This window comes from Gammaproteobacteria bacterium, from assembly GCA_040183005.1.
Classification (GTDB): Bacteria; Pseudomonadota; Gammaproteobacteria.
In genome coordinates, this window is record JAMPIW010000007.1 from 1,089,058 (window position 1) to 1,108,375 (window position 19,318).

Below are 19,318 nucleotides of genomic sequence, written 5' to 3' on the forward strand. Positions count from 1 at the left end.
ACATGTAGAGTGCGTGGGGCGCACTCTACATGTGCCACGATTTATTTAGAAAATACAGCAACACATCAAGGCGCATACAGCGCCCTGACATTTTGGACTATTTCTTGAGCACTTTGGCGACAAGGCTATCATTTTGGGCGCGCAGGGGGTCGTTCTCCCCCAGCAAGGCATTGGATTTGGCCGCCAGATCCGCCGCCTGCGCCAGACGTCCCTGCTGCTGGCGAACTAATGCCAGGCGATGCCAAACCACAGGGTTTTTCGGTTCCAGGCGCAGCGCCCTTTCCAGCGTGGCGACGGCTGCGCCTAATTTCTTTGCTTTTACTAGCCGTTCCGCCTTCTTGAGCATATCGGCGACGGCCGGACTGGTCGCCTGAGAGGCTGCCGGCGCAACCGCGTGTGATGCCGGAGGGGATGACGCGGCAGGAGGTGGGCTAGCGTTTTCTTCTTTAGGTGTGGGCGTGACTTTCTGCTCCCTGGCAACGGGAGACGGCTCTTTGGGAACAGCGGCGGGCTTATCCTTGCTCATCTGCGAGGCACAACCTGCCAGCAACAACGCGGCGGCTACCCCAGTCATGGCAGACTTGATCTGATTACTCATATTCATTTTCATTGCAATACCTCGTCGAGCCAGTCAACAGCTTTGTCTACCGCATTGTTTAGTGTATCGCCAATAACATCGGCAGGAGCAGCGGGATTCTCAAAGCAAGGCGCCATCGCTACAGGGGCCGAGCCGCGCATAAACGGCATCTGCGTAGCGCCCGCACATCCCTGCATACTGCGCAAGCGCGTCTGCTGATCAATCCAGACCCACTCAATGCCTTTTGGCGCCTCCAGGCGCAACGGTTGCGCTCCGATGCGCACCATGACATCACCCCACGCCTGTAATGCGCCGGTGGCGCCGCTCAGTCCCGTCGAACGGTTATCATCACGACCCATCCATACCACCGCCAGACGGTCGCCGGTAAACCCCGCGAACCAGCTGTCACGCATATCATCGGTGGTGCCAGTTTTTCCCGCCACTGACCATGACCACGGCACGCGCGAGTACAGGGACACCCCGGTGCCGCTATGCATGACATCCTGCAGTGCGCGATTAAGCAAGTAGACCGGGGCGGGATCGAAGGCCTGCTTGACGGTCACATCATAGCTCCGCAATGGTTTGCCATCCACGCTCAATACCTCGCGGATAGCGCGCAACGGGGTGTTGAAGCCACCACTGGCCAGCGTCTGATACATTTGAGTGACCTCAAAAGGCGTCAGTTCGGCGGCCCCAAGTAACACGGATGGATAAGGTTTGAGCTTCTCCTTCACGCCGAGGCTTGCCATCGTATGCAGCACATTTTTTACGCCAACGCCCATGCCCAGCCGCACGGTGGCGAGGTTGTAGGAGCGTGCCAACGCGGTTTTGAGAGGCACCCAGCCATGAAACTGCCGATCGTAATTGTACGGCCTCCAGGGCTTCCCACCCGGATTCTTGAGCGTCAGCGGACCATCGTCGAGCAGGCTGATCAGCGTGTATTTCTTGGGATCGGCCAGTGCAGTGAGATAGACGGCGGGTTTGACCAGCGATCCGATAGGACGCCGGGCATCCAGCACCCGGTTAAAACCGGTGGAGTCGGCATCGCGCCCACCCGCCACCGCCAGTACTTCTCCACCGTCACTGCTGGTGACAATCGCCGCCCCTTCAAGGCTGCCCGCAGGCAAACGCTGCTGTTTTTCCAAACTTTCAACACGGCCTTTAATCGCGCTGGTTACAGCGTTTTGCACCAGCGGGTCGAGCGTGGTAAGGATTTGCAAACCGGCCGAATTCAGGTCTTGCTCCTGATAATCGCGCCGCAACTGGCGGCGCACCAGATCTATGAAAGCCGGAGAAAGCGCTGCGCTGCTTGCCGCCTTGGCTGTCACACCCAGCGGTGCGGCCTGCGCGGTGCGTGCCTGGGCTTCGGTAATGCCGCCCTGCCCTGCCAATATTTGCAGCACCTGATTGCGCCGGGCAAGAGCACGTTCGGGATGACGGCGCGGGTCATAATAAGACGGCCCGCGCACCAATCCCACCAACAGGGCCAACTCAGGCAGTTGCAGATCGCTCAGCGGGCGGCGGAAATAGAACCAGCTAGCGCGCCCAAAACCGTGTATTGCGTGCTTACCGGACTGCCCAAGATAGATTTCATTGCAATATGCTTCAAGGATCTCTTCTTTCTCATAATGCCACTCAAGCTGCCATGACATGATGGCCTCTTTGAGCTTGCGCGTCATGGTACGCTCATTGCTGAGGAAAAAGTTCTTCACCAACTGCTGGGTCAGGGTGCTACCGCCCTGCACCATCTCCCGCGCCCGCACATCGACCCACAGGGCGCGCGCCACGGCGAGGGGGTCAACGCCGTGATGTTCACGGAAATTGCGGTCTTCCACTGCAAGCAGGCCCTTGATGAGGGGCGCGGGCACCTCTTTAAGGCGCACAAAAACTCGATCCTCGTTGTGCGCCGGATAGATTTTGCCGATCAGCACAGGATCGAAACGCACCAGCGACAGGGGCTTGCCGCTGCCCAGGTGTTGCAGACTCACCAGACGGCCACCGGAAAATACCGCCCGCAAGGCAACCGAATTTTCCCTGCCGTCGCCGAAGGTAAAGGGGCGCGTCACCACCCGAAATTCGTCCCCATTGCGCGCATAACTGCCTGTGAGCCTTTCACCCCCGGTCTGGCGATACCCCAGCATCTGCAACTCTTCCGCGAATTGCGCGCTGCTTAGTCGGGCATCAGGGACAAGTTCGAGCGGGCGTGCATAAACCTGCGCCGGCAGCGCCCACCGATTACCCTCGAACTGGCTGCGCACGGTATGATCAAGATAGGCGATATAGCCCACCACCGCCAGCAGCACCATGAGCAGCGCATACCTGACTGCAGGGCTGCCCCAGCCGCGAGCAAACCAGCTACGACCAAGAGGGGGGGAGGGATTTTTTTGAGAGGATTGGGATGACATCTTTTACAATTGTCTCAAGATATCGGGATCAAATCCAGTTGATTGAAATAATTACATTAACTTCATATGGTTGGGAATGTGCCCCACGAACCGGCATTCTGGCATGAGCACGTTATTCTGGATAAATCCAGCTGACGGCACGCATTCATTCCCTCCCGTCGAATATGCCTTCCGCGAACCGAACGGCCTGCTCGCGGCGGGGGGCGATCTCGCGCCAGCGCGCCTGATCACTGCCTACCGCAGCGGCATTTTCCCTTGGTACAACGAAGGGCAACCCATCCTCTGGTGGTCCCCCGACCCCCGCGTTGTGCTTTTCCCATCGCACCTGAAAGTATCGCGCAGCCTGCGCAAGACGCTCAAAAAGAGAGAATTCAATGTAACGCTGGATACCGCCTTCCGCCAAGTGATGCAAGCCTGCGCCGCACCGCGCACCCATGGCCGGAAAACCGCTCCTGCGTTTCCGGCACTTCCGCCATCCATGGCGGTCGACGGGGGCACATGGATCACCGATGAGATGCTCGATGCCTATTGCCGTTTGCATGAACTGGGTATCGCCCACTCCGTGGAGGCCTGGCGCGGAGATGAGCTGGTGGGCGGACTCTATGGTGTCGCCATCGGCAGGGTATTTTTCGGCGAATCCATGTTCAGCCGTGTCACGGATGCCTCCAAAGTGGCATTTGTCCACCTGGTGCGCCAGCTGGAGCGCTGGGGCTATGCCGTGATTGACTGCCAGGTAGGCTCCAGCCATTTGCAGAGTCTGGGGGCCGAAGATATCAGCCGTGCCGATTTCAACACGCTATTGAAACAATGGCGCGACGTAACGGGCCATGCTGCGCCATGGCGAATTGAATGCGAGCCCCTATGACATGACTACCCGCACGTTGGCCTTATACAGCGGCACGCCACACCCTTGCAGCTACTTGCCAGGGTACACGGCAACGACACTGTTTCCCGATCCGCGCGTGGCTGTTGATGCACACCTATACAGCCAGCTTATTGATCACGGCTTCCGGCGTAGCGGCGAGCACATCTACCGCCCCCACTGCCAAAGTTGCAACGCCTGCATCCCGGTGCGGGTTCCCGTCACCGCATTTCAACCCAGCCGCGCACAGAAACGCACCTGGCGACGCAATGAAGACCTTCAAGTAAGTCGTGTGGCGGCCACGCGCAGTGAGGAGCACTTCGCGCTCTACCGGCGCTATCTCGCCACCCGCCACCCTGGCGGTGGCATGGACGACCCCGACCCGGAGAATTATCTGTCTTTTTTCACACATCCCCGGATCGACACCGCCTTTTATGAGTTCCGCGTGCATGACCAGTTGCTAGCCGTGGCCGTAGTCGACCATCTCGAACAGGGACTGTCGGCGGTCTATACCTTCTTCGACCCGGACCACACTGCGCGCAGCCTGGGGGTGTATGCCGTATTGTGGCAGATCGCGGAAGCCCAACGCCTCGGCCTGTCATGGGTCTATCTGGGTTATTGGATCAAGGAATCGCCCAAAATGCGCTATAAAAGCCAGTACCGCCCGCTGGAGGCTTACCAGAGCGGACACTGGAATATTATCGATCCTGCTTCATAACGTGAAATGCAGCTAGCATACCGGGATCACGGTGTCAGATAAACACGGCTGTTGGACTGGTCACTGATGTTATGGCGGTTGTTCCCCGGATTTCGCTACGCTGCATCCGGGCTTGCTGTTTCTCGCACGATGACGTCATCACCGGGGAAACAGGGATTTTATTACGATTATGTAAGCCATCTGTAAGATCGTGGCCGCTATCTTGATCTTGAAAAAGACAAGGAATCCGCCATGACCATTCCAGGCTCCCATGCCGAGCACACGTTACAAGAAATATACGGCACCAGTAAGAAGGCTGCAGCATTCTACAAAAAACAGATGCTGAATTACCTGAATCCATCTATGTGCGAATTCATCACTCAACAGGAAATGGTTTTTATTGCAAGCTCTGACGCAAAAGGTGAATGTGACTGCTCGTTCCGGGCCGGCCTGCCCGGCTTCATTCACGTGATAGAAAACAATCTCTTAGCGTATCCGGAATACCGTGGCAATAGTGTTTTGGCCAGTTTGGGCAACATCTCTGAGAATCCACACATCGGGATGGTCTTTATCGATTTCTTCCGCAGCACTGTCGGCCTGCATATCAACGGAACAGCCCGGATTGTTGAAAATGACGATCTTTGTCGGCAAGAGACATTGCCGGATGCGATGAAGCAAACCATTCATTTACCTGACAGACAAAAACCAGAGCGCTGGGTATTCATCCATGTTGAAGAAGCCTATATTCATTCTTCCAAGCATATTCCTCTGCTTAAAAAACTTGATAGGGAAATCCATTGGGGAACTGATGATGATCTGTACAAGGGAGGTGATTACTTCAAGGCCAAGAGCTGCGCTCGTCCTTGGTTATCTATTCCAGAGGAAGTTACTGATGATGAGAAAAACGATAACAAGAGTAACGCTGCGTGAACGGCCACTGCGCTGGAACATGGTCAAGGGCTTTCATCATGGGCATCGTCGCTGTCAATGATTCGTGCATAGTGCGCGCGCCACGCCCCCTGATCGAGCGCCAGCATGTGGGGAATATTTCATGCAACTGACACTTTACACCGATTATTCGTTACGCGTCTTGCTCTATCTCGGGCGGGTACCGGGGCGCACTGCGACCATCGCCGAAATCGCCGACGTCTATCAAATCTCGCGTAATCATCTGGTGAAGGTGGTGCACAATCTTTCCATCCATGGTTTCATCCAGACCACCCGTGGTCGCGGTGGTGGGATTGCGCTGTCGCGGCCACCCGAGGAAATCGTCGTTGGCAACGTGGTGCGGCACACCGAGATGAATTTCAATCTGGCAGAGTGTTTTGATCTGGAGCGAAACACCTGTCCGATCGCTGCAGCGTGCAGCCTGAAAGTCGTGTTATACGAAGCGCAACACGCCTTCATTGCCGTGCTCGATAAAAAGACCCTCGCCGATATTATGCCTAATAGTGCAGTAGACAGTAGGGTGGAGCGGCATCTCAAAACAAGTGTACTTATAAGCATCACCCGCCACAAAAAACCGGCGGGTACAACAGACCCTAATAATTCATCAGGGATAGGAAACTATCGGGCTGGGAATGGCAAAACGCAAGACTTGCCCCCAGCGACCCTGACTCCAGCAGCACTTTAACCGCCCAAAAAAGCAGTCAACTGGCGCGTTCAAGGCCAATAACGGACCAAGGCGAAGTCATAAAATCCAGTGGTGGCATTCATGCTTCTGCCCGCCATAATGATCTTGTTATCTGGTGTTGGCTGGATCGCTATCGCAAATGCCATGTCCTCCCCGGAACCCACGGGCGCAATCACCCCTCCCCCCAATCCAAAACTGTTATCCGGCGAGCCATTCGCGCGATAGCGAACCATGGCAAAATCACCGTTCTTACCATTTGAGGCCACCCCTGCGGCAAGGATCTTGCCATCCCCCTGGACAACAACAGCGAACGCCGCAGCAGAGCTATTTGCGCCTACCGCTGTGATCACTGTACCATCACCCGCAAAACCGTTATCCAGGCTGCCATCCGTGTTATAGCGAGCGAGGCTGAAATTCGTACCGCCAGTATCATTCACAACAACGTTGCCGGCTGCGAGAATTTTGCCGTCCGGCTGAATAGCCACAGACAGCACACCGCTATCCTTGCCTGGTGCGATAGGCTGCCGGCGGCGCCAAACCCAGCATCAAGCTTACCGGTATCATCGTAACGAACCAGCGCATAGTTTTTGTTGGTGCCGTCATCGGCATACCCCGCCACAACGATCTTACCTTTCTCCACCAGAGCGAGTGCGCGGGCGACACTGACGTTTTTGCCTACAGGCGTCATAACCATACCATCGCCATCGAAGGTGGTATCAGGGCTGCCATTATCTTTATAGCGGGCCAGAGCAAAATTCGCCTTACTCGAACCCCCACTTGAACCCGCCACGACAATTTTGTCATCCGGCTGAATCGCAAGCGCATAAACCACGTCAATCTCCCCGAAATTGGTATTTTCGATACCGCTCGCTCCGAAGGCGGTATCAAGTAAGCCATCCCGCGTATAGCGCACCAGGGCGAAGTCATAGTCAGTGTTATTTTTAGCAACATATCCCGCCAACACAATCCTGCCGGCAGAATCGATAGCCATGGCATTCGCCAGATTATGCAGGCCGCTGCCAATATCGGTTGTCACGACACCATCTATGCCGAAGGTCTTATCCAGAGTGCCGTCCTGGTTATAGCGGGCCAGTGCAAAATCCCAATTGGAGCAGTTAGGGCCACTTACATGACAGGCTGAACCGGCGACAAGAATCTTACCACCTGCCTGGATAACAACAGCTTTGGACTCACTCGGACCGTTGGCTGGAAACTGGGTTGTCACGACACCTGCACCACCGCCACCAAAGCTGGTATCCACCGACCCGGAGCGGGTGGTAGTAAAGTTCCAGACATAATCTCCCGTCGATGAGTTGGCATTCAAAGAATTGTTTGACATATCCGTCACAGATGCCGCTTTGATCGTCACGGTATAAGTTGTTTCGTACTTAAGGGGGGCATCGGGGGTAAAAGTCACCGCGTTGGAGAGCGCGCTGAAACCGACCTTCCCGGCAACCTGCTCGCTCCCTGCGTTTACGATGAGCGTGACATCGGAGATGGTCGAGACCTTCATTGCCTCGGAAAATGAAGCCGAAAGCACGGCGGCGACAGGTACGCCAGTGGCATCCTTGGCAGGATTGGTGAGCATGACGGAAGGCTTGGTGGTATCGGCCCCGCTACTTGCACTATCTCCTTTGGAGCCGCATCCCGCAAGCAGCATCCCAGACGCCACGGCAAACACCACAACCATCGCCATCAGGGTTTTTCCGCTTCCGCCATTGCCAATAAAACGATCCATCCCATAGCCCTCTTTTTTGCTTCGTTAGCCAGCCACTGCTCATAAGCCAACTTATTGATCACGGCTTCCGGCGCAGCGGCGAGCACATCTACCGTCCCCACTGCCAAAGTTGCAACGCCTGCATCCCGGTGCAAGTGTATGTCGCCGCATTTCACAGAAACGTACCTGGCGACGCAATGAAGACCTGCATGTAAGCCGTGTGGCGGCCGTACGCAGCCTGGGGGTGTAGCCGTGCTGTGGCAGATCGAGGAAACCCGGCGCCTGGGCCTGCCAAGGGTCTATCTTGGCATTGGATCAAGGAATCGCCCAAGATGCGCTATAAAAGTCAGTACCGCCCGCTGGAGGCCGACCAGAGGGGGCTGGAATATTATTGATCCGGATTCATGATGAGATTGCGGGCTGAGCCCGCTTTACTTACCTCATGTGAATTTTATGGCCAATAACGGACCAGGGCGAAATCATAGAGCACACCGGTGGGACGCAAGCTTCTTCCTGCCATGATGATTTTATTATCTGGCGTCGACTGAATCGCCACAGAAAATGCCACATCCGCTCGGGAACGCACGGGTGTAATCACCCTTCCACCTAATCCAAAACTGTTATCCAGCGAGCCATTCACACCATAACGAGTCATTGCAAAATCACTGTCATTGCCGTTCGAGGCTACCCCCGCCGCGAGGATCTTGCCATCCCCCTGAACGGTGACAGCGAAAGCTACGGCACCGCCATTTGCGCCGACGGATGTGATCACTGTGCCATCACCCGCGAAACCGCTATCCAGACTGCCGTCCGGACTATAGCGGGCAAGACTGAAATCTGAACCGCCAGAATCATTCTCAACGGTACCGGCCGCGATGATTTTGCCGTCCGGCTGAATGGCCACAGATAGCGCGCCGTTATCATTGCTTGGCGCGATAGGCGTAATCACTGTACCACCACCCGCGAAACCGTTATCCAGATTACCGTCCGAATTGTAGCGGGCCAGCGCGAAATTGGCCTTGCCGCCCTTGTCGGCATACCCCGCCACAACAATCTTGCCGTCCGCTTGGAGGGCAAGGGCGCGGGCAATGCTGGCATTATCGCCAACACGGGCAGTAACCTTACCGTCATTATCAAAGCTGTTATCCAGTTTGCCGGATTGGTCGTAGCGAGCCAGCGCGAAATCGACTGCAGTCAAACCGCTTCCAAATATGATGGCGTTGGCTTGGTATGCATCAAAAAAGATGGGAACTGTCGCAGTGCCCCGGTAACCGCTAAAACCCGCCACGACAATTTTGTCATCCGGCTGAATCGCAAGCGCATAAACCACGTCACTCCGCCCACTGAAATCAGTAGTTACGATGCCGTTACTGCTCGTTCCGAAGGTCTTATCCAGCGTGCCGTTCGAATTCCAACGGACAAGAGCGAAGTCGTTGTCATTGGGGCCTTTGGAAACAAATCCCGCTACCACAATCTTGCCACTGGAATCGATCTGTATGGCATGTGCGATATCATGCTTACCACCGTCAAGATCAAGCACCATGATACCGGTACCATTCGGACCAAAAGTCATATCCAGGATGCCATCCCGGCTGTAGCGGGCCAGCGCGAAATCCCAGTCGTGGCCATTCCAGGCCGAGCCAGCGGCGACGATCATGCCATCCGGCTGGATGGCGATAGCCCTGGCCTCACTTGAGCCGTCATTTGAAAATGGGGTGATCGCGACCGAGGAATTGCCTGTGCCGCCTGTGCCGCCACCAAAGCTGCTATCCACCGACCCGGAGCGGGTGGTAGTAAAGTTCCAGACATAATCTCCCGTCGGTGAGTTGACGTTCAACGAATTGTTTGACATATCCGTCACAGACGCCGCTTTGATCGTCACGGTATAGGTTGTGTCGTACTTAAAGGGGATATCGGGTGTAAAAGTCGCGGCGTTGGAGAGCGCGCTGAAACCGACCTTCCCGGCAACCTGGTCACTCCCCGTGTTCACGATAAACGTGACATCGGAGATGGTCGAGAGCTTCATTGCCTCAGAGAATGAAGCCGAAAGCACGGCGGCGACAGGTACGCCAGTGGCATCCTTGGCAGGATTGGTGAGCATGATGGAAGGCTTGGTGGTATCGCCCCCGCTACTTGGACTGCCTCCACTGGAGCCGCATCCCGCAAGCAGCATCCCAGACGCCAAGACGAACGCGGCAACCATCGCCATCAGGATTTTTCCGCTTCCACCATTGCCCATACACTGAACCATTCCATAGCCCCCTGCTTACCTTGTTTGACATCCCCTGCACGCACGCATTACAACACAAACTTTGCCAATCATACCGGATTCAGGCAAAATGATTCATTAAGCCGGGGCGAACCTGGCCCGGCATCCATGATTATTCATCAAGAGCACTATATTTGCATGGCAAAAGAAGATCATATTGAAATGGAAGGGACAATATTGGAAACCCTGCCCAATACCATGTTCCGGGTACAGCTTGATAACGGGCATGTTGTAACGGCCCACATCTCGGGAAAAATGCGCAAGAACTATATCCGCATTCTGACCGGCGATAAGGTTACAGTGGAAATGACCCCTTACGACCTGAGCAAGGGACGCATCACTTTCCGCGCCCGCTGAGTCCGCATACCTGCCTGGTTGAGCAGGGTGGGTGACCCCACCCTACAACACTAACTTTCCTGCAATTGCTCCGCGCCTTCCAGTGCGAAGGCGAGCTTGTCATCGCGCACGCTGATGCGAATATGCCCGCCGCGTGCGAGCTTGCCGAACAGCAGCTCTTCGGCAAGGGGGCGCTTGATGTGCTCCTGAATGATCCGCGCCATCGGCCGTGCGCCCATCTTCTCGTCATAGCCATGCTCGGCCAACCACTTCCGGGCGGTACTGTCGACTTCAAGCGTAACGTTTTTACCTTCCAGTTGGGCCTCCAGCTCAATTATGAACTTGTCCACCACAAAAGCGATTGTGGCGCTGTCCAGCGGCTTGAACTGGATAGTGGCGTCCAGTCGGTTGCGGAATTCAGGGCTAAACAGACGCTTGATCGCCTCCGTGCCGTCGCTGGCATGGTCCTGATGTACGAAACCGATGGAACTGCGGCTCATCTGATCCGCCCCGGCATTGGTGGTCATGATCAGGATCACATTACGGAAATCGGCCTTGCGCCCGTTATTGTCCGTGAGTGTGCCATGATCCATCACTTGCAATAGAATGTTGAAAACATCCGGGTGTGCCTTCTCGATCTCATCCAGCAACAGGACCGCATGAGGGTGCTTGGTGACCGCCTCAGTCAATAGGCCGCCCTGATCAAAACCCACGTAGCCCGGTGGCGCACCGATCAGGCGCGACACGGTATGGCGCTCCATGTATTCGGACATGTCGAAGCGGATCAGCTCGATCCCCATGACCTTGGCAAGCTGGCGCGTCACCTCAGTCTTACCCACGCCGGTGGGGCCGGCGAGCAGGAAAGAGCCGATGGGTTTTTGCACATCGCCCAGACCGGCCCGCGACATCTTGATTGCTGAGGCCAATGCCTCGATGGCATCGTTCTGGCCAAACACCAGCATCTTCAGGTCACGCTCCAGATTACGCAACACATCTTTATCAGAACTGGAAACGCTCTTGGGCGGGATGCGCGCAATCTTGGCGACGATGTCCTCGATCTCCTTGACGCCGATTACTTTTTTGCGCTTGGAGGCAGGCAGCAAGTGCTGATTCGCCCCCACCTCGTCGATCACGTCAATCGCTTTGTCGGGCAAATAACGGTCGTTGATATAACGCGCCGCCAGTTCAGCCGCCACACGCAACGCCTGCTTGGAGTATTTAACATGATGGTGCTCTTCAAAACGTGACTTCAGACCTTCCAGGATCTGCACCGTCTCATCAACTGTGGGTTCGGCCACGTCGATCTTCTGAAAACGCCGCGCCAAGGCCCGGTCCTTCTCAAATACACCACGGTATTCCTGGTAGGTAGTTGAACCGATGCACTTCAGCGCGCCCGAGGCGAGCACCGGCTTGATCAGGTTGGAGGCATCCATCACCCCGCCGGAGGCCGCGCCCGCGCCGATGATGGTATGAATCTCGTCGATGAACAGGATCGCGCCCGGCTCTTTCTGCAACTGATTGACCACGCCTTTCAGGCGCTTTTCAAAATCACCGCGATACTTGGTGCCCGCCAGCAGCGCACCCAGATCCAGCGAATACACTGTGCTGTGGGCCAGCACCTCCGGCACCTCGCCATCGACAATCATCTTCGCCAGCCCTTCGGCCAGTGCGGTCTTGCCGACGCCAGCCTCACCGACGAACAGCGGGTTATTCTTGCGGCGGCGGCACAGAATCTGGATAGTACGCTGAATTTCGTGCTTGCGGCCAATCAGCGGGTCGATCTTGCCCTGCCTAGCCAGTTGATTGAGGTTGGCGGCATAGAGCTCAAGCGGACTCTTGGCGGGCGCCTCCGCCCCCGGCTCGTCCTCGCTAGAGGGCATGTGTGGCGCCCCCTCATCCTCCCCATGCACCTTGGAGATGCCATGGGAGATATAATTCACAACGTCCAGGCGCGTGACATTCTGCCGACTGAGGAAGTAAACGGCCTGGGAATCCTGCTCGCCGAAAATGGCAACCAGCACGTTGGCGGCCTGCACCTCATTTTTTCCGGAGGATTGCACATGAAACACCGCGCGCTGCAATACCCGCTGGAAGCCTAGTGTGGGCTGGGTGTCGCGTTTGTCCTGCGAGGGCAGTAAAGGGGTGTTCTCGTCCACAAAGGTGGCAAGATCCTTCTTCAACCTGTCGAGATCGGCGCCGCAAGCACGCAATACCGCAACCGCGCCCGGATTATCAAGCAAGGCGAGCAGCAGGTGCTCGACTGTCATGAATTCGTGCAATTTTTCACGCGCCTCTCTGAAGGCGATATTAAGCGTGAATTCGAGGTCCTTGCTTAACATGGGATTAACCTCTCGTCCGAAGACTTAATGAAATACTACTCGGCAACCGCTCCTGGCGTTACTCTACCTCGCCCATCCGTGGACTCGAACATGAGTCTATGCCTCTTCCATGGTGCATTTCAACGGGTGCTGGTTTTCCTGCGCAAATTGCGTCACCTGGGCCACCTTGGTCTCGGCGATATCACGCGTAAAAAGACCGCACACACCCACCCCTCGCGTATGCACATGCAGCATGACCTGAGTAGCCTGATCGCGGCTCATGGCAAAAATGACCTCCAATACATGGACGACAAATTCCATAGGTGTGTAATCGTCGTTCAGCAGCAGCACCTTGTACATGGGCGGGCGCTTGAGCTTCGGCTTCGCCTCCTCCAGCGCCAGCCCATCGTCATGATTATCCTGTTGTCCTTCTTTCATAGCGATCCGATTGTACTCAAAACCCAAAAAATTTTCCCGGTACGCTGTCTCATTATTGGGACATCACAAAAGCGGTTCAAGCCCTCGTCTATTTTCTCATAAAGGGCTTGACTATCCGAAAAAAATCGTTATAACAGTATTTTCAATCACAATAGGGGCCAGAAGTCAACCTGCCACAAACTGCGGCAAACCCCGTCACGGTTCACGAGGTAATATAATATGGCGACTGGTACTGTCAAATGGTTCAGCAATGCCAAGGGGTATGGCTTTATTGCCCCAGAGGGCGGTGGCGAAGACATCTTTGCCCACTTCTCGGCAATCTCCATGGACGGCTACAAGAGCTTGCGCGAAGGACAGAAAGTCGAGTTCGAGATTACCGACGGCCCCAAGGGAAAGCATGCGCAGAACATACAGGCCGCGCTAGACAATAGGTAAAATCAAGGGGCAAACAGACTCCCTGGTTGCCCCTGTCAGCTACATATTAGCAATAACCGCCTCGCCAAACCCGGAACAGCTCACCTGCGTTGCTTCCGGCATCAGTCGCGCCAGATCGTGGGTAACGGTATGGCTGGCAATGGCGCCTGCAACACCCTTGCTGACCAGGTCCGCCGCTTCAAACCAGCCCATGTGGCGCAGCATCATCTCCGCAGAGAGGATCACGGAACTGGGATTGACATCATTCTTTCCTGCGTGTTTCGGCGCGGTGCCGTGCGTTGCCTCGAACATGGCAATGGAATCGGACAGATTGGCGCCGGGGGCGATGCCGATTCCGCCCACCTGCGCGGCCAGCGCGTCGGAGATGTAATCGCCATTGAGGTTGAGCGTGGCAATCACGCTGAAATCCTCGGGACGCAACAGGATCTCCTGGAGAAAGGCGTCGGCGATAACATCCTTAACGAGGATCTCAGTGCCGGTCTTGGGATTTTTCATGCGGCACCACGGCCCATTGCCGATCTCCTGCGCGCCGAACTCAGCTTTAGCCAGCTCATAACCCCAGCTCTTGAATCCGCCCTCGGTGAATTTCATGATATTGCCCTTATGCACCAGGGTCACAGAGTCACGCCCATTGTCGATGGCATACTGTAATGCCTTGCGCACCAGGCGCTCGGTGCCCTCGCGCGACACCGGCTTGATACCGATGGCGGAACTGTCGGGGAAGCGGATTTTTGTCACGCCCATTTCATTGCGCAGAAAATCGATCACCTTCCTCACCTCAGGCGTACCCGCCGCCCACTCGATGCCGGCATAGATATCCTCGGAATTTTCGCGAAAGATCACCATATCCACCTTCTCCGGCGCCTTCACGGGGCTGGGAGTGCCGGTAAAATAACGCACAGGACGCAGGCAGATATAAAGATCCAGCGCCTGGCGCAGAGCGACATTCAAGGAGCGGATGCCACCGCCCACCGGCGTCGCCAGCGGCCCCTTGATGGAGACGGGATACTCACGCAGCGCGCGCATGGTCTCATCCGGCAGATAAACATCCTTGCCGTAGACCTGTGTCGCTTTGTCCCCGGCGTACACCTCCATCCAAGCGATGGATTTGGCGCCGTTATAGGCCTTATCTACCGCCGCATTGACCACTGTGCACATGACTGGCGTGACATCCACGCCGATGCCATCCCCTTCGATGAATGGGATAATCGGGCAAGACGGGACATTCAGCGAAAAATCCGGATTGACGGTAATCCGTTCGCCATTAGCGGGGACGGTAATCTTATCGTAGGTCATACACACTCCATCATCACAAAAAAACACGGCAGATCAGCTTATAACTTGAAGCATTTTAACAATTCCAGACCCTCACCGCACTGGTAAATCGGGTATATTCACAAAATGGTAAAAATCATCCTGTTTAATAAGCCCTATGATGTCCTGACGCAGTTCACCGATCAGGAAGGGCGCAAGACGCTGGCGGATTATATTGACGTGCCGGGCGTCTATCCCGCCGGACGGCTGGACCGTGACAGCGAGGGCCTGTTGATGCTGACAAATGACGGCGAGCTGCAGCACCGCATCTCAGACCCGCGCCATAAAATGGAAAAGACCTATTGGGTACAGGTGGAAGGCGTTCCTGATACCGACGCTCTGGTTACCCTGGAGCGGGGTGTGCTGCTCAATGATGGCATGACTGCACATGCCAAGGCGCGATTGATGGATGAGCCCGAAATCTGGCCGCGTACCCCGCCCATTCGCTACCGGGCAGCCATTCCTACTGCATGGCTCGAATTGAAAATCAGCGAAGGGCGCAACCGCCAGGTGCGGCGCATGACTGCCGCCGTTGGCCATCCAACGCTACGGCTGATCCGTTATGCCATCGGCGAATGGACTATAGAAGGGCTTGCGCCCGGCTCATGGAAAGAGGTTCAACTGCCGTTAATGAGAAAAGTGAAAAAACCAAATATGGAAAGAGTTCATACATGACCTGGAAACCCCACGTAACCGTTGCCGCCGTAATCGAACGCGAAGGGCACTTTCTCATGGTTGAGGAGCAAAGCGAGGGCAGGATTGTTTACAACCAGCCCGCAGGGCACCTGGACGAGGGCGAAGGCCTGATCGCGGCCGCTGTCCGCGAGACCCTGGAAGAAACCGCCTGGCATTTCCGGCCCGCCGCGCTGGTCGGCTTCTACCGCTGGCAACACCCACGCAGCGGCGCCACCTACCTGCGCGCGTGTTTTAGTGGCTCCTGCCACAACCATGAACCATCCCGCACCCTTGACACCGGCATCCTGCGCGCGGTATGGATGACACGCGCCGAACTATGTGAAAACACTGCGCGCCTGCGCAGCCCAATGGTGATGCGTTGCATCGATGATTATCTGGCCGGTAAACGCTACCCGCTGGACATCATCGGCGACTTCCATTTCGATGAACCCAACGCCAGCGCCGCCTGACGACCCGCTTTATCTCGCCATTGACCAGGGTGGCCATGCGAGCCGCGCTCTGGTATTTGACGGCCAAGGGAGGATTATCGCCAGCGATTTTCAACCCATCGACATTACTCATCCCCACCACGGCTGGGCGGAGCACGACCCGGCACAAGTGATCACCTCTCTGCATACCGCCATTAGCAATACCATGCACCACTTGGGCGAACGTGGCAAAAATGTGATCGCGGCAGGACTGGCAACGCAACGCTCCAGCGTGGTGTGCTGGGACAAACATAGCGGCGCCGCGCTCTCGCCCGTCATCAGTTGGCAAGACCGGCGCGCCCATGCCTGGTTGCAACAATTCTCGGCGGACAGCGAAAAGATCCATCAAAGCACCGGGCTTTTTCTGTCCGCCCATTATGGCGCAAGCAAATTACGCTGGTGCCTGGATCACCTGCCTGCCGTCCAGGCCGCCCATCAAAATAACACCCTCGCCTGCGGGCCACTGGCGAGCTTCGCTCTGTTCCATCTGCTTGAGGAACGCCCCTTGCTGGCGGACCCCGCCAACGCCTCGCGCACCTTGCTATGGAACATTAAAACCCGGGATTGGGACGACGGATTACTAGCGCTGTTCGGCGTGCCGCGTACTCCCATGCCCCGCTGCGTGCCCACGCGGTACGGCTTCGGCCATCTGCGCGCAGGAGGGCATACCATCCCGCTCACCATCGCCACCGGCGATCAATCCGCCGCCCTGTTCGGCTTCGGCCAGCCGCAACCGGATACGGTCTATATCAACATGGGTACCGGCGCTTTTGTGCAACGCGTCACCAGCCGACAACCCGCGCATCCAAGATTATTGACCAGCATTGCCTTTCAGGAAGACCAGCAAACTACCTACACCCTCGAAGCCACTATCAACGGCGCGGGCAGCGCCTTGGATTGGGCCAGCAAGGCTTTGGGATTGCGTAATACGGCAACCCGATTGGCGGCATGGCTGGCAAACGAGAGCGCACCGCCATTGTTTCTCAACGGCATTGCAGGGCTAGGAGCGCCATTCTGGATACCTGACTTTGTCTCGCGATTCATCGGGGAAGGCGAGCCTTGGGAAAAAATCGTCGCCGTTGTCGAAAGCATCGTGTTCTTGCTCTACACCAATCTGGCCGAGATGGAGACAATGCACGCCCCCACGAAAAAGATCATCATCAGCGGCGGCCTGGCCGCGCTCGACGGCCTCTGCCAGCGCCTCGCCGACCTCAGCGGCCTGCCCGTCCACCGCCCCGCCGAATGCGAAGCCACCGCGCGCGGCACAGCGTTCCTGCTGGTGGGTGGGTCTCCGGCCTGGCCGGAGACCGGCACAACCATCAATTTTGTACCCGCTGAAAACCCGCCGCTGGCGCAGCGTTTTCAACGCTGGCGGGATGTCATGCCGCCACTGGCGTCAGCTTTTCGATAACGGCCCGCCATCGGCCCGCCTTTCCTTGTGTCAACCAAGCATCCCTGCCGAAAGCATCATGAACCTAAAAACGGCGATTCACCGCAGAGCGCGCAGAGAATGCAGAGGAAAAACAAGACATTGACAAGGTGTGCCGAGTCACCCGCTGGGTGGGCGTACTTGTTAAGCTAACCTCCTGAATTTCGCGGTTCCTGTGCATCCCTGCACCCACCGCATTTGGGCGTCCTGCCCGGCATTTGCGTTCTCTGTGGTTCAATAGCTTTTTTTAGGATGAAACCATCACAAATGCCGATAATTTGGGGAACCTCTCTCAAGACGTCTCGATTTAGAGCGCATTAGAAATGCTTATCTTGGAGCCATAAAGTGGGCCGACGAAATCAGCGGATCGCTGCCGGGGACTCATCAAAGGCGTACCTCAACAGTTAGCTCTGCCCTATAATCTAAAATGGCTGCAACTACCGACTATCACCACAAACCACGAAAAGGCTAAACACATGGGGCACCGTCTCTCAAAAATCTACACCCGCACCGGCGATCAGGGCGACACAGGCCTGGGCGATGGATCACGCGTAGCAAAGGATTGCCCGCGAGTGGAGGCCTATGGTACAGCGGATGAACTTAACAGCGTGATCGGCATGGTGTTGGCCCATAGCCTGCCCGAAGCGGTGCATGCCTGCCTATCGGATATCCAGCATGATTTATTCAATTTAGGTGGAGAGCTTTGCATCCCTGGGCATCATGTCATAACGGCGGATGATGTGGCACGACTGGAAACCACGCTGGACACATTCAACGCCGATCTGCCCTACCTCAAAGAGTTTATCCTGCCCGCCGGCGGCCCTGCCGCGGCTACGTGCCACCTGGCACGCACGGTATGCCGACGTGCTGAACGCCACGTAGTAAGCCTGGCGCGCAACGAAACAATCAACGGGGAAGCTCTCGCCTATCTTAACCGCCTATCGGATCTATTGTTCGTCATCGCGCGTGTGCTGGCACGCGCCGAAGGCGGGCAGGAAGTGCTCTGGCAGCGAGACCGGCATCGGAGGTAGAGTACCGGGTTACAAACCCGCCCCTACCTCAACTCTTTTTTTTCTGGCACTCGGCACACACACCATAAATATACAGGGAGTGGTCGGTCATCATATAACCGGCCTTTTTGGCGATGGCGCGTTGCCGCTGTTCTATGGTTTCATCGCTAAATTCATCGACCTTGCCGCAACTGATACACAGGATATGATCGTGGTGCTCACCCTGATTCAGCTCGAATACCGACTGTCCGCCCTCGAAGTGATGGCGCGACACCAGTCCCGCCGTTTCAAATTGCGTCAACACCCGGTACACCGTCGCCAACCCGACATCTTCCCCCGTCTCCAGCAATGCCTTATACATGTCCTCAGCGCTCATGTGGCGCAACGCGTTGCTCTCCAGGATCTCCAGGATTTTAACGCGCGGCAAGGTTGCCTTGAGTCCCGCCTTTTTAAGATTCGGGTTTTCCATTAGCCACTCCCTCAAGTCTGAACCATGTTATTATTTTATCCGGTTCTAGCAGCCTGTCGGACTTAGGTCGAATCTGCTGCAAAAGTGGGAGAGCGGTCCATTTTTCCGCTATTTTTCGTTAAATAGTGTCAGCTATTCTCCTCAAAATAGCGAAAAACTGCCCTCGCTCTCCCGCTTTTTCGCTACGACCCCCTAAGTCCGACAGGCTGCTAGTTGTCAGTTCCGGTTGTCACGGGAACAATACCC

The 19,318-nt window shown here is 56.2% G+C and carries 19 protein-coding genes and 2 pseudogenes; 11 read left to right on the forward strand and 10 right to left on the reverse strand.

The window, feature by feature from the left end; translation table 11 throughout:
- Positions 1 to 97: 97 nt before the first annotated feature.
- The gene (locus M3A44_11035) at positions 98 to 610 is read right to left on the reverse strand and encodes a hypothetical protein (protein MEQ6342161.1); all 513 of its coding nucleotides are present in this window, start codon (positions 608 to 610) and stop codon (positions 98 to 100) included.
- Complete coding sequence (mrcB, locus tag M3A44_11040) at positions 607 to 2,982, reverse strand: penicillin-binding protein 1B (GenBank protein MEQ6342162.1); 2,376 nt, start codon at positions 2,980 to 2,982, stop codon at positions 607 to 609. The genes M3A44_11035 and mrcB overlap by 4 nt, the downstream gene beginning before the upstream one ends.
- Positions 2,983 to 3,085: 103 nt before the next feature.
- Between mrcB and aat the strand changes: the two genes are divergently transcribed.
- The 4 genes and pseudogenes from aat (at position 3,086) to M3A44_11060 (ending at position 5,991) form a co-directional block, all read left to right on the forward strand.
- Positions 3,086 to 3,847 carry a leucyl/phenylalanyl-tRNA--protein transferase gene (gene aat, locus M3A44_11045; GenBank protein ID MEQ6342163.1) on the forward strand — a complete coding sequence of 254 codons (762 nt, stop codon included), beginning with the start codon at positions 3,086 to 3,088 and terminating at the stop codon, positions 3,845 to 3,847.
- 1 nt (position 3,848) lies between these two features.
- Positions 3,849 to 4,562, forward strand: a complete 714-nt coding sequence (locus M3A44_11050; GenBank protein MEQ6342164.1) for an arginyltransferase — start codon at positions 3,849 to 3,851, stop codon at positions 4,560 to 4,562.
- Between the two features lie 231 nt (positions 4,563 to 4,793).
- On the forward strand, positions 4,794 to 5,471 hold the full coding sequence (locus M3A44_11055) for a pyridoxamine 5'-phosphate oxidase family protein (protein MEQ6342165.1): 678 nt from the start codon (positions 4,794 to 4,796) through the stop codon (positions 5,469 to 5,471).
- A 121-nt stretch (positions 5,472 to 5,592) separates the two neighbouring features.
- Positions 5,593 to 5,991, forward strand: a pseudogene (locus M3A44_11060) (Rrf2 family transcriptional regulator).
- Positions 5,992 to 6,203: 212 nt separating this feature from the next.
- On the opposite strand, the gene M3A44_11065 reads toward M3A44_11060, so the two are convergent.
- Genes M3A44_11065 through M3A44_11075 form a run of 3 tightly spaced genes read right to left on the reverse strand, consistent with a single transcriptional unit; the run spans position 6,204 to position 8,046 of the window.
- Positions 6,204 to 6,611 carry a hypothetical protein gene (locus tag M3A44_11065; protein MEQ6342166.1) on the reverse strand — a complete coding sequence of 136 codons (408 nt, stop codon included), beginning with the start codon at positions 6,609 to 6,611 and terminating at the stop codon, positions 6,204 to 6,206.
- Positions 6,608 to 7,912, reverse strand: a complete 1,305-nt coding sequence (locus M3A44_11070) for an Ig-like domain-containing protein (GenBank protein MEQ6342167.1) — start codon at positions 7,910 to 7,912, stop codon at positions 6,608 to 6,610. The genes M3A44_11065 and M3A44_11070 overlap by 4 nt, the downstream gene beginning before the upstream one ends.
- Positions 7,870 to 8,046 (reverse strand): hypothetical protein, encoded by a 177-nt coding sequence (locus M3A44_11075; protein ID MEQ6342168.1) that lies wholly within the window; start codon positions 8,044 to 8,046, stop codon positions 7,870 to 7,872. Before M3A44_11075 ends, M3A44_11070 begins: the two co-directional genes overlap by 43 nt.
- On the opposite strand from M3A44_11075, the gene M3A44_11080 reads away from it, so the two are divergent.
- The gene (locus M3A44_11080; protein MEQ6342169.1) at positions 7,999 to 8,106 is read left to right on the forward strand and encodes a hypothetical protein; all 108 of its coding nucleotides are present in this window, start codon (positions 7,999 to 8,001) and stop codon (positions 8,104 to 8,106) included. The two genes, M3A44_11075 and M3A44_11080, sit on opposite strands and share 48 nt — an antisense overlap.
- Before the next feature lie 236 nt (positions 8,107 to 8,342).
- On the opposite strand, the gene M3A44_11085 is transcribed toward M3A44_11080, so the two are convergent.
- A complete protein-coding gene (locus M3A44_11085) occupies positions 8,343 to 10,100 on the reverse strand; it encodes an Ig-like domain-containing protein (GenBank protein ID MEQ6342170.1) in 1,758 nt (585 codons plus the stop codon).
- A 198-nt stretch (positions 10,101 to 10,298) separates the two neighbouring features.
- On the opposite strand from M3A44_11085, the gene infA reads away from it, so the two are divergent.
- Positions 10,299 to 10,517 (forward strand): translation initiation factor IF-1, encoded by a 219-nt coding sequence (gene infA, locus M3A44_11090; GenBank protein ID MEQ6342171.1) that lies wholly within the window; start codon positions 10,299 to 10,301, stop codon positions 10,515 to 10,517.
- A 50-nt stretch (positions 10,518 to 10,567) separates the two neighbouring features.
- Here the strand turns inward: infA and clpA are convergent, their stop codons facing one another.
- Positions 10,568 to 12,835, reverse strand: coding sequence for an ATP-dependent Clp protease ATP-binding subunit ClpA (gene clpA / locus M3A44_11095; GenBank protein MEQ6342172.1), 2,268 nt, complete (start codon positions 12,833 to 12,835; stop codon positions 10,568 to 10,570).
- A gap of 96 nt (positions 12,836 to 12,931) precedes the next feature.
- On the reverse strand, positions 12,932 to 13,252 hold the full coding sequence (gene clpS, locus M3A44_11100; protein MEQ6342173.1) for an ATP-dependent Clp protease adapter ClpS: 321 nt from the start codon (positions 13,250 to 13,252) through the stop codon (positions 12,932 to 12,934).
- 219 nt (positions 13,253 to 13,471) lie between these two features.
- On the opposite strand from clpS, the gene cspD reads away from it, so the two are divergent.
- Positions 13,472 to 13,687, forward strand: a complete 216-nt coding sequence (gene cspD, locus M3A44_11105; GenBank protein MEQ6342174.1) for a cold shock domain-containing protein CspD — start codon at positions 13,472 to 13,474, stop codon at positions 13,685 to 13,687.
- A 39-nt stretch (positions 13,688 to 13,726) separates the two neighbouring features.
- Here cspD and icd read toward each other — a convergent pair whose 3' ends face one another.
- On the reverse strand, positions 13,727 to 14,983 hold the full coding sequence (gene icd, locus M3A44_11110; protein MEQ6342175.1) for an NADP-dependent isocitrate dehydrogenase: 1,257 nt from the start codon (positions 14,981 to 14,983) through the stop codon (positions 13,727 to 13,729).
- Positions 14,984 to 15,097: 114 nt separating this feature from the next.
- Here icd and M3A44_11115 point away from each other — a divergent pair.
- From M3A44_11115 to M3A44_11130, 4 genes and pseudogenes are all read left to right on the forward strand, one after another.
- Positions 15,098 to 15,676: pseudogene (locus tag M3A44_11115) on the forward strand (pseudouridine synthase).
- Positions 15,673 to 16,146 (forward strand): NUDIX hydrolase, encoded by a 474-nt coding sequence (locus tag M3A44_11120; protein ID MEQ6342176.1) that lies wholly within the window; start codon positions 15,673 to 15,675, stop codon positions 16,144 to 16,146. Before M3A44_11115 ends, M3A44_11120 begins: the two are co-directional and overlap by 4 nt.
- On the forward strand, positions 16,121 to 17,575 hold the full coding sequence (locus M3A44_11125) for an FGGY family carbohydrate kinase (protein MEQ6342177.1): 1,455 nt from the start codon (positions 16,121 to 16,123) through the stop codon (positions 17,573 to 17,575). The genes M3A44_11120 and M3A44_11125 overlap by 26 nt, the downstream gene beginning before the upstream one ends.
- Before the next feature lie 494 nt (positions 17,576 to 18,069).
- Positions 18,070 to 18,624: a cob(I)yrinic acid a,c-diamide adenosyltransferase gene (locus M3A44_11130; protein ID MEQ6342178.1), complete on the forward strand. Its 555-nt coding sequence runs from the start codon at positions 18,070 to 18,072 to the stop codon at positions 18,622 to 18,624.
- A 28-nt stretch (positions 18,625 to 18,652) separates the two neighbouring features.
- Here M3A44_11130 and fur read toward each other — a convergent pair whose 3' ends face one another.
- Positions 18,653 to 19,072, reverse strand: a complete 420-nt coding sequence (gene fur, locus M3A44_11135; GenBank protein MEQ6342179.1) for a ferric iron uptake transcriptional regulator — start codon at positions 19,070 to 19,072, stop codon at positions 18,653 to 18,655.
- Positions 19,073 to 19,318: the final 246 nt, after the last annotated feature.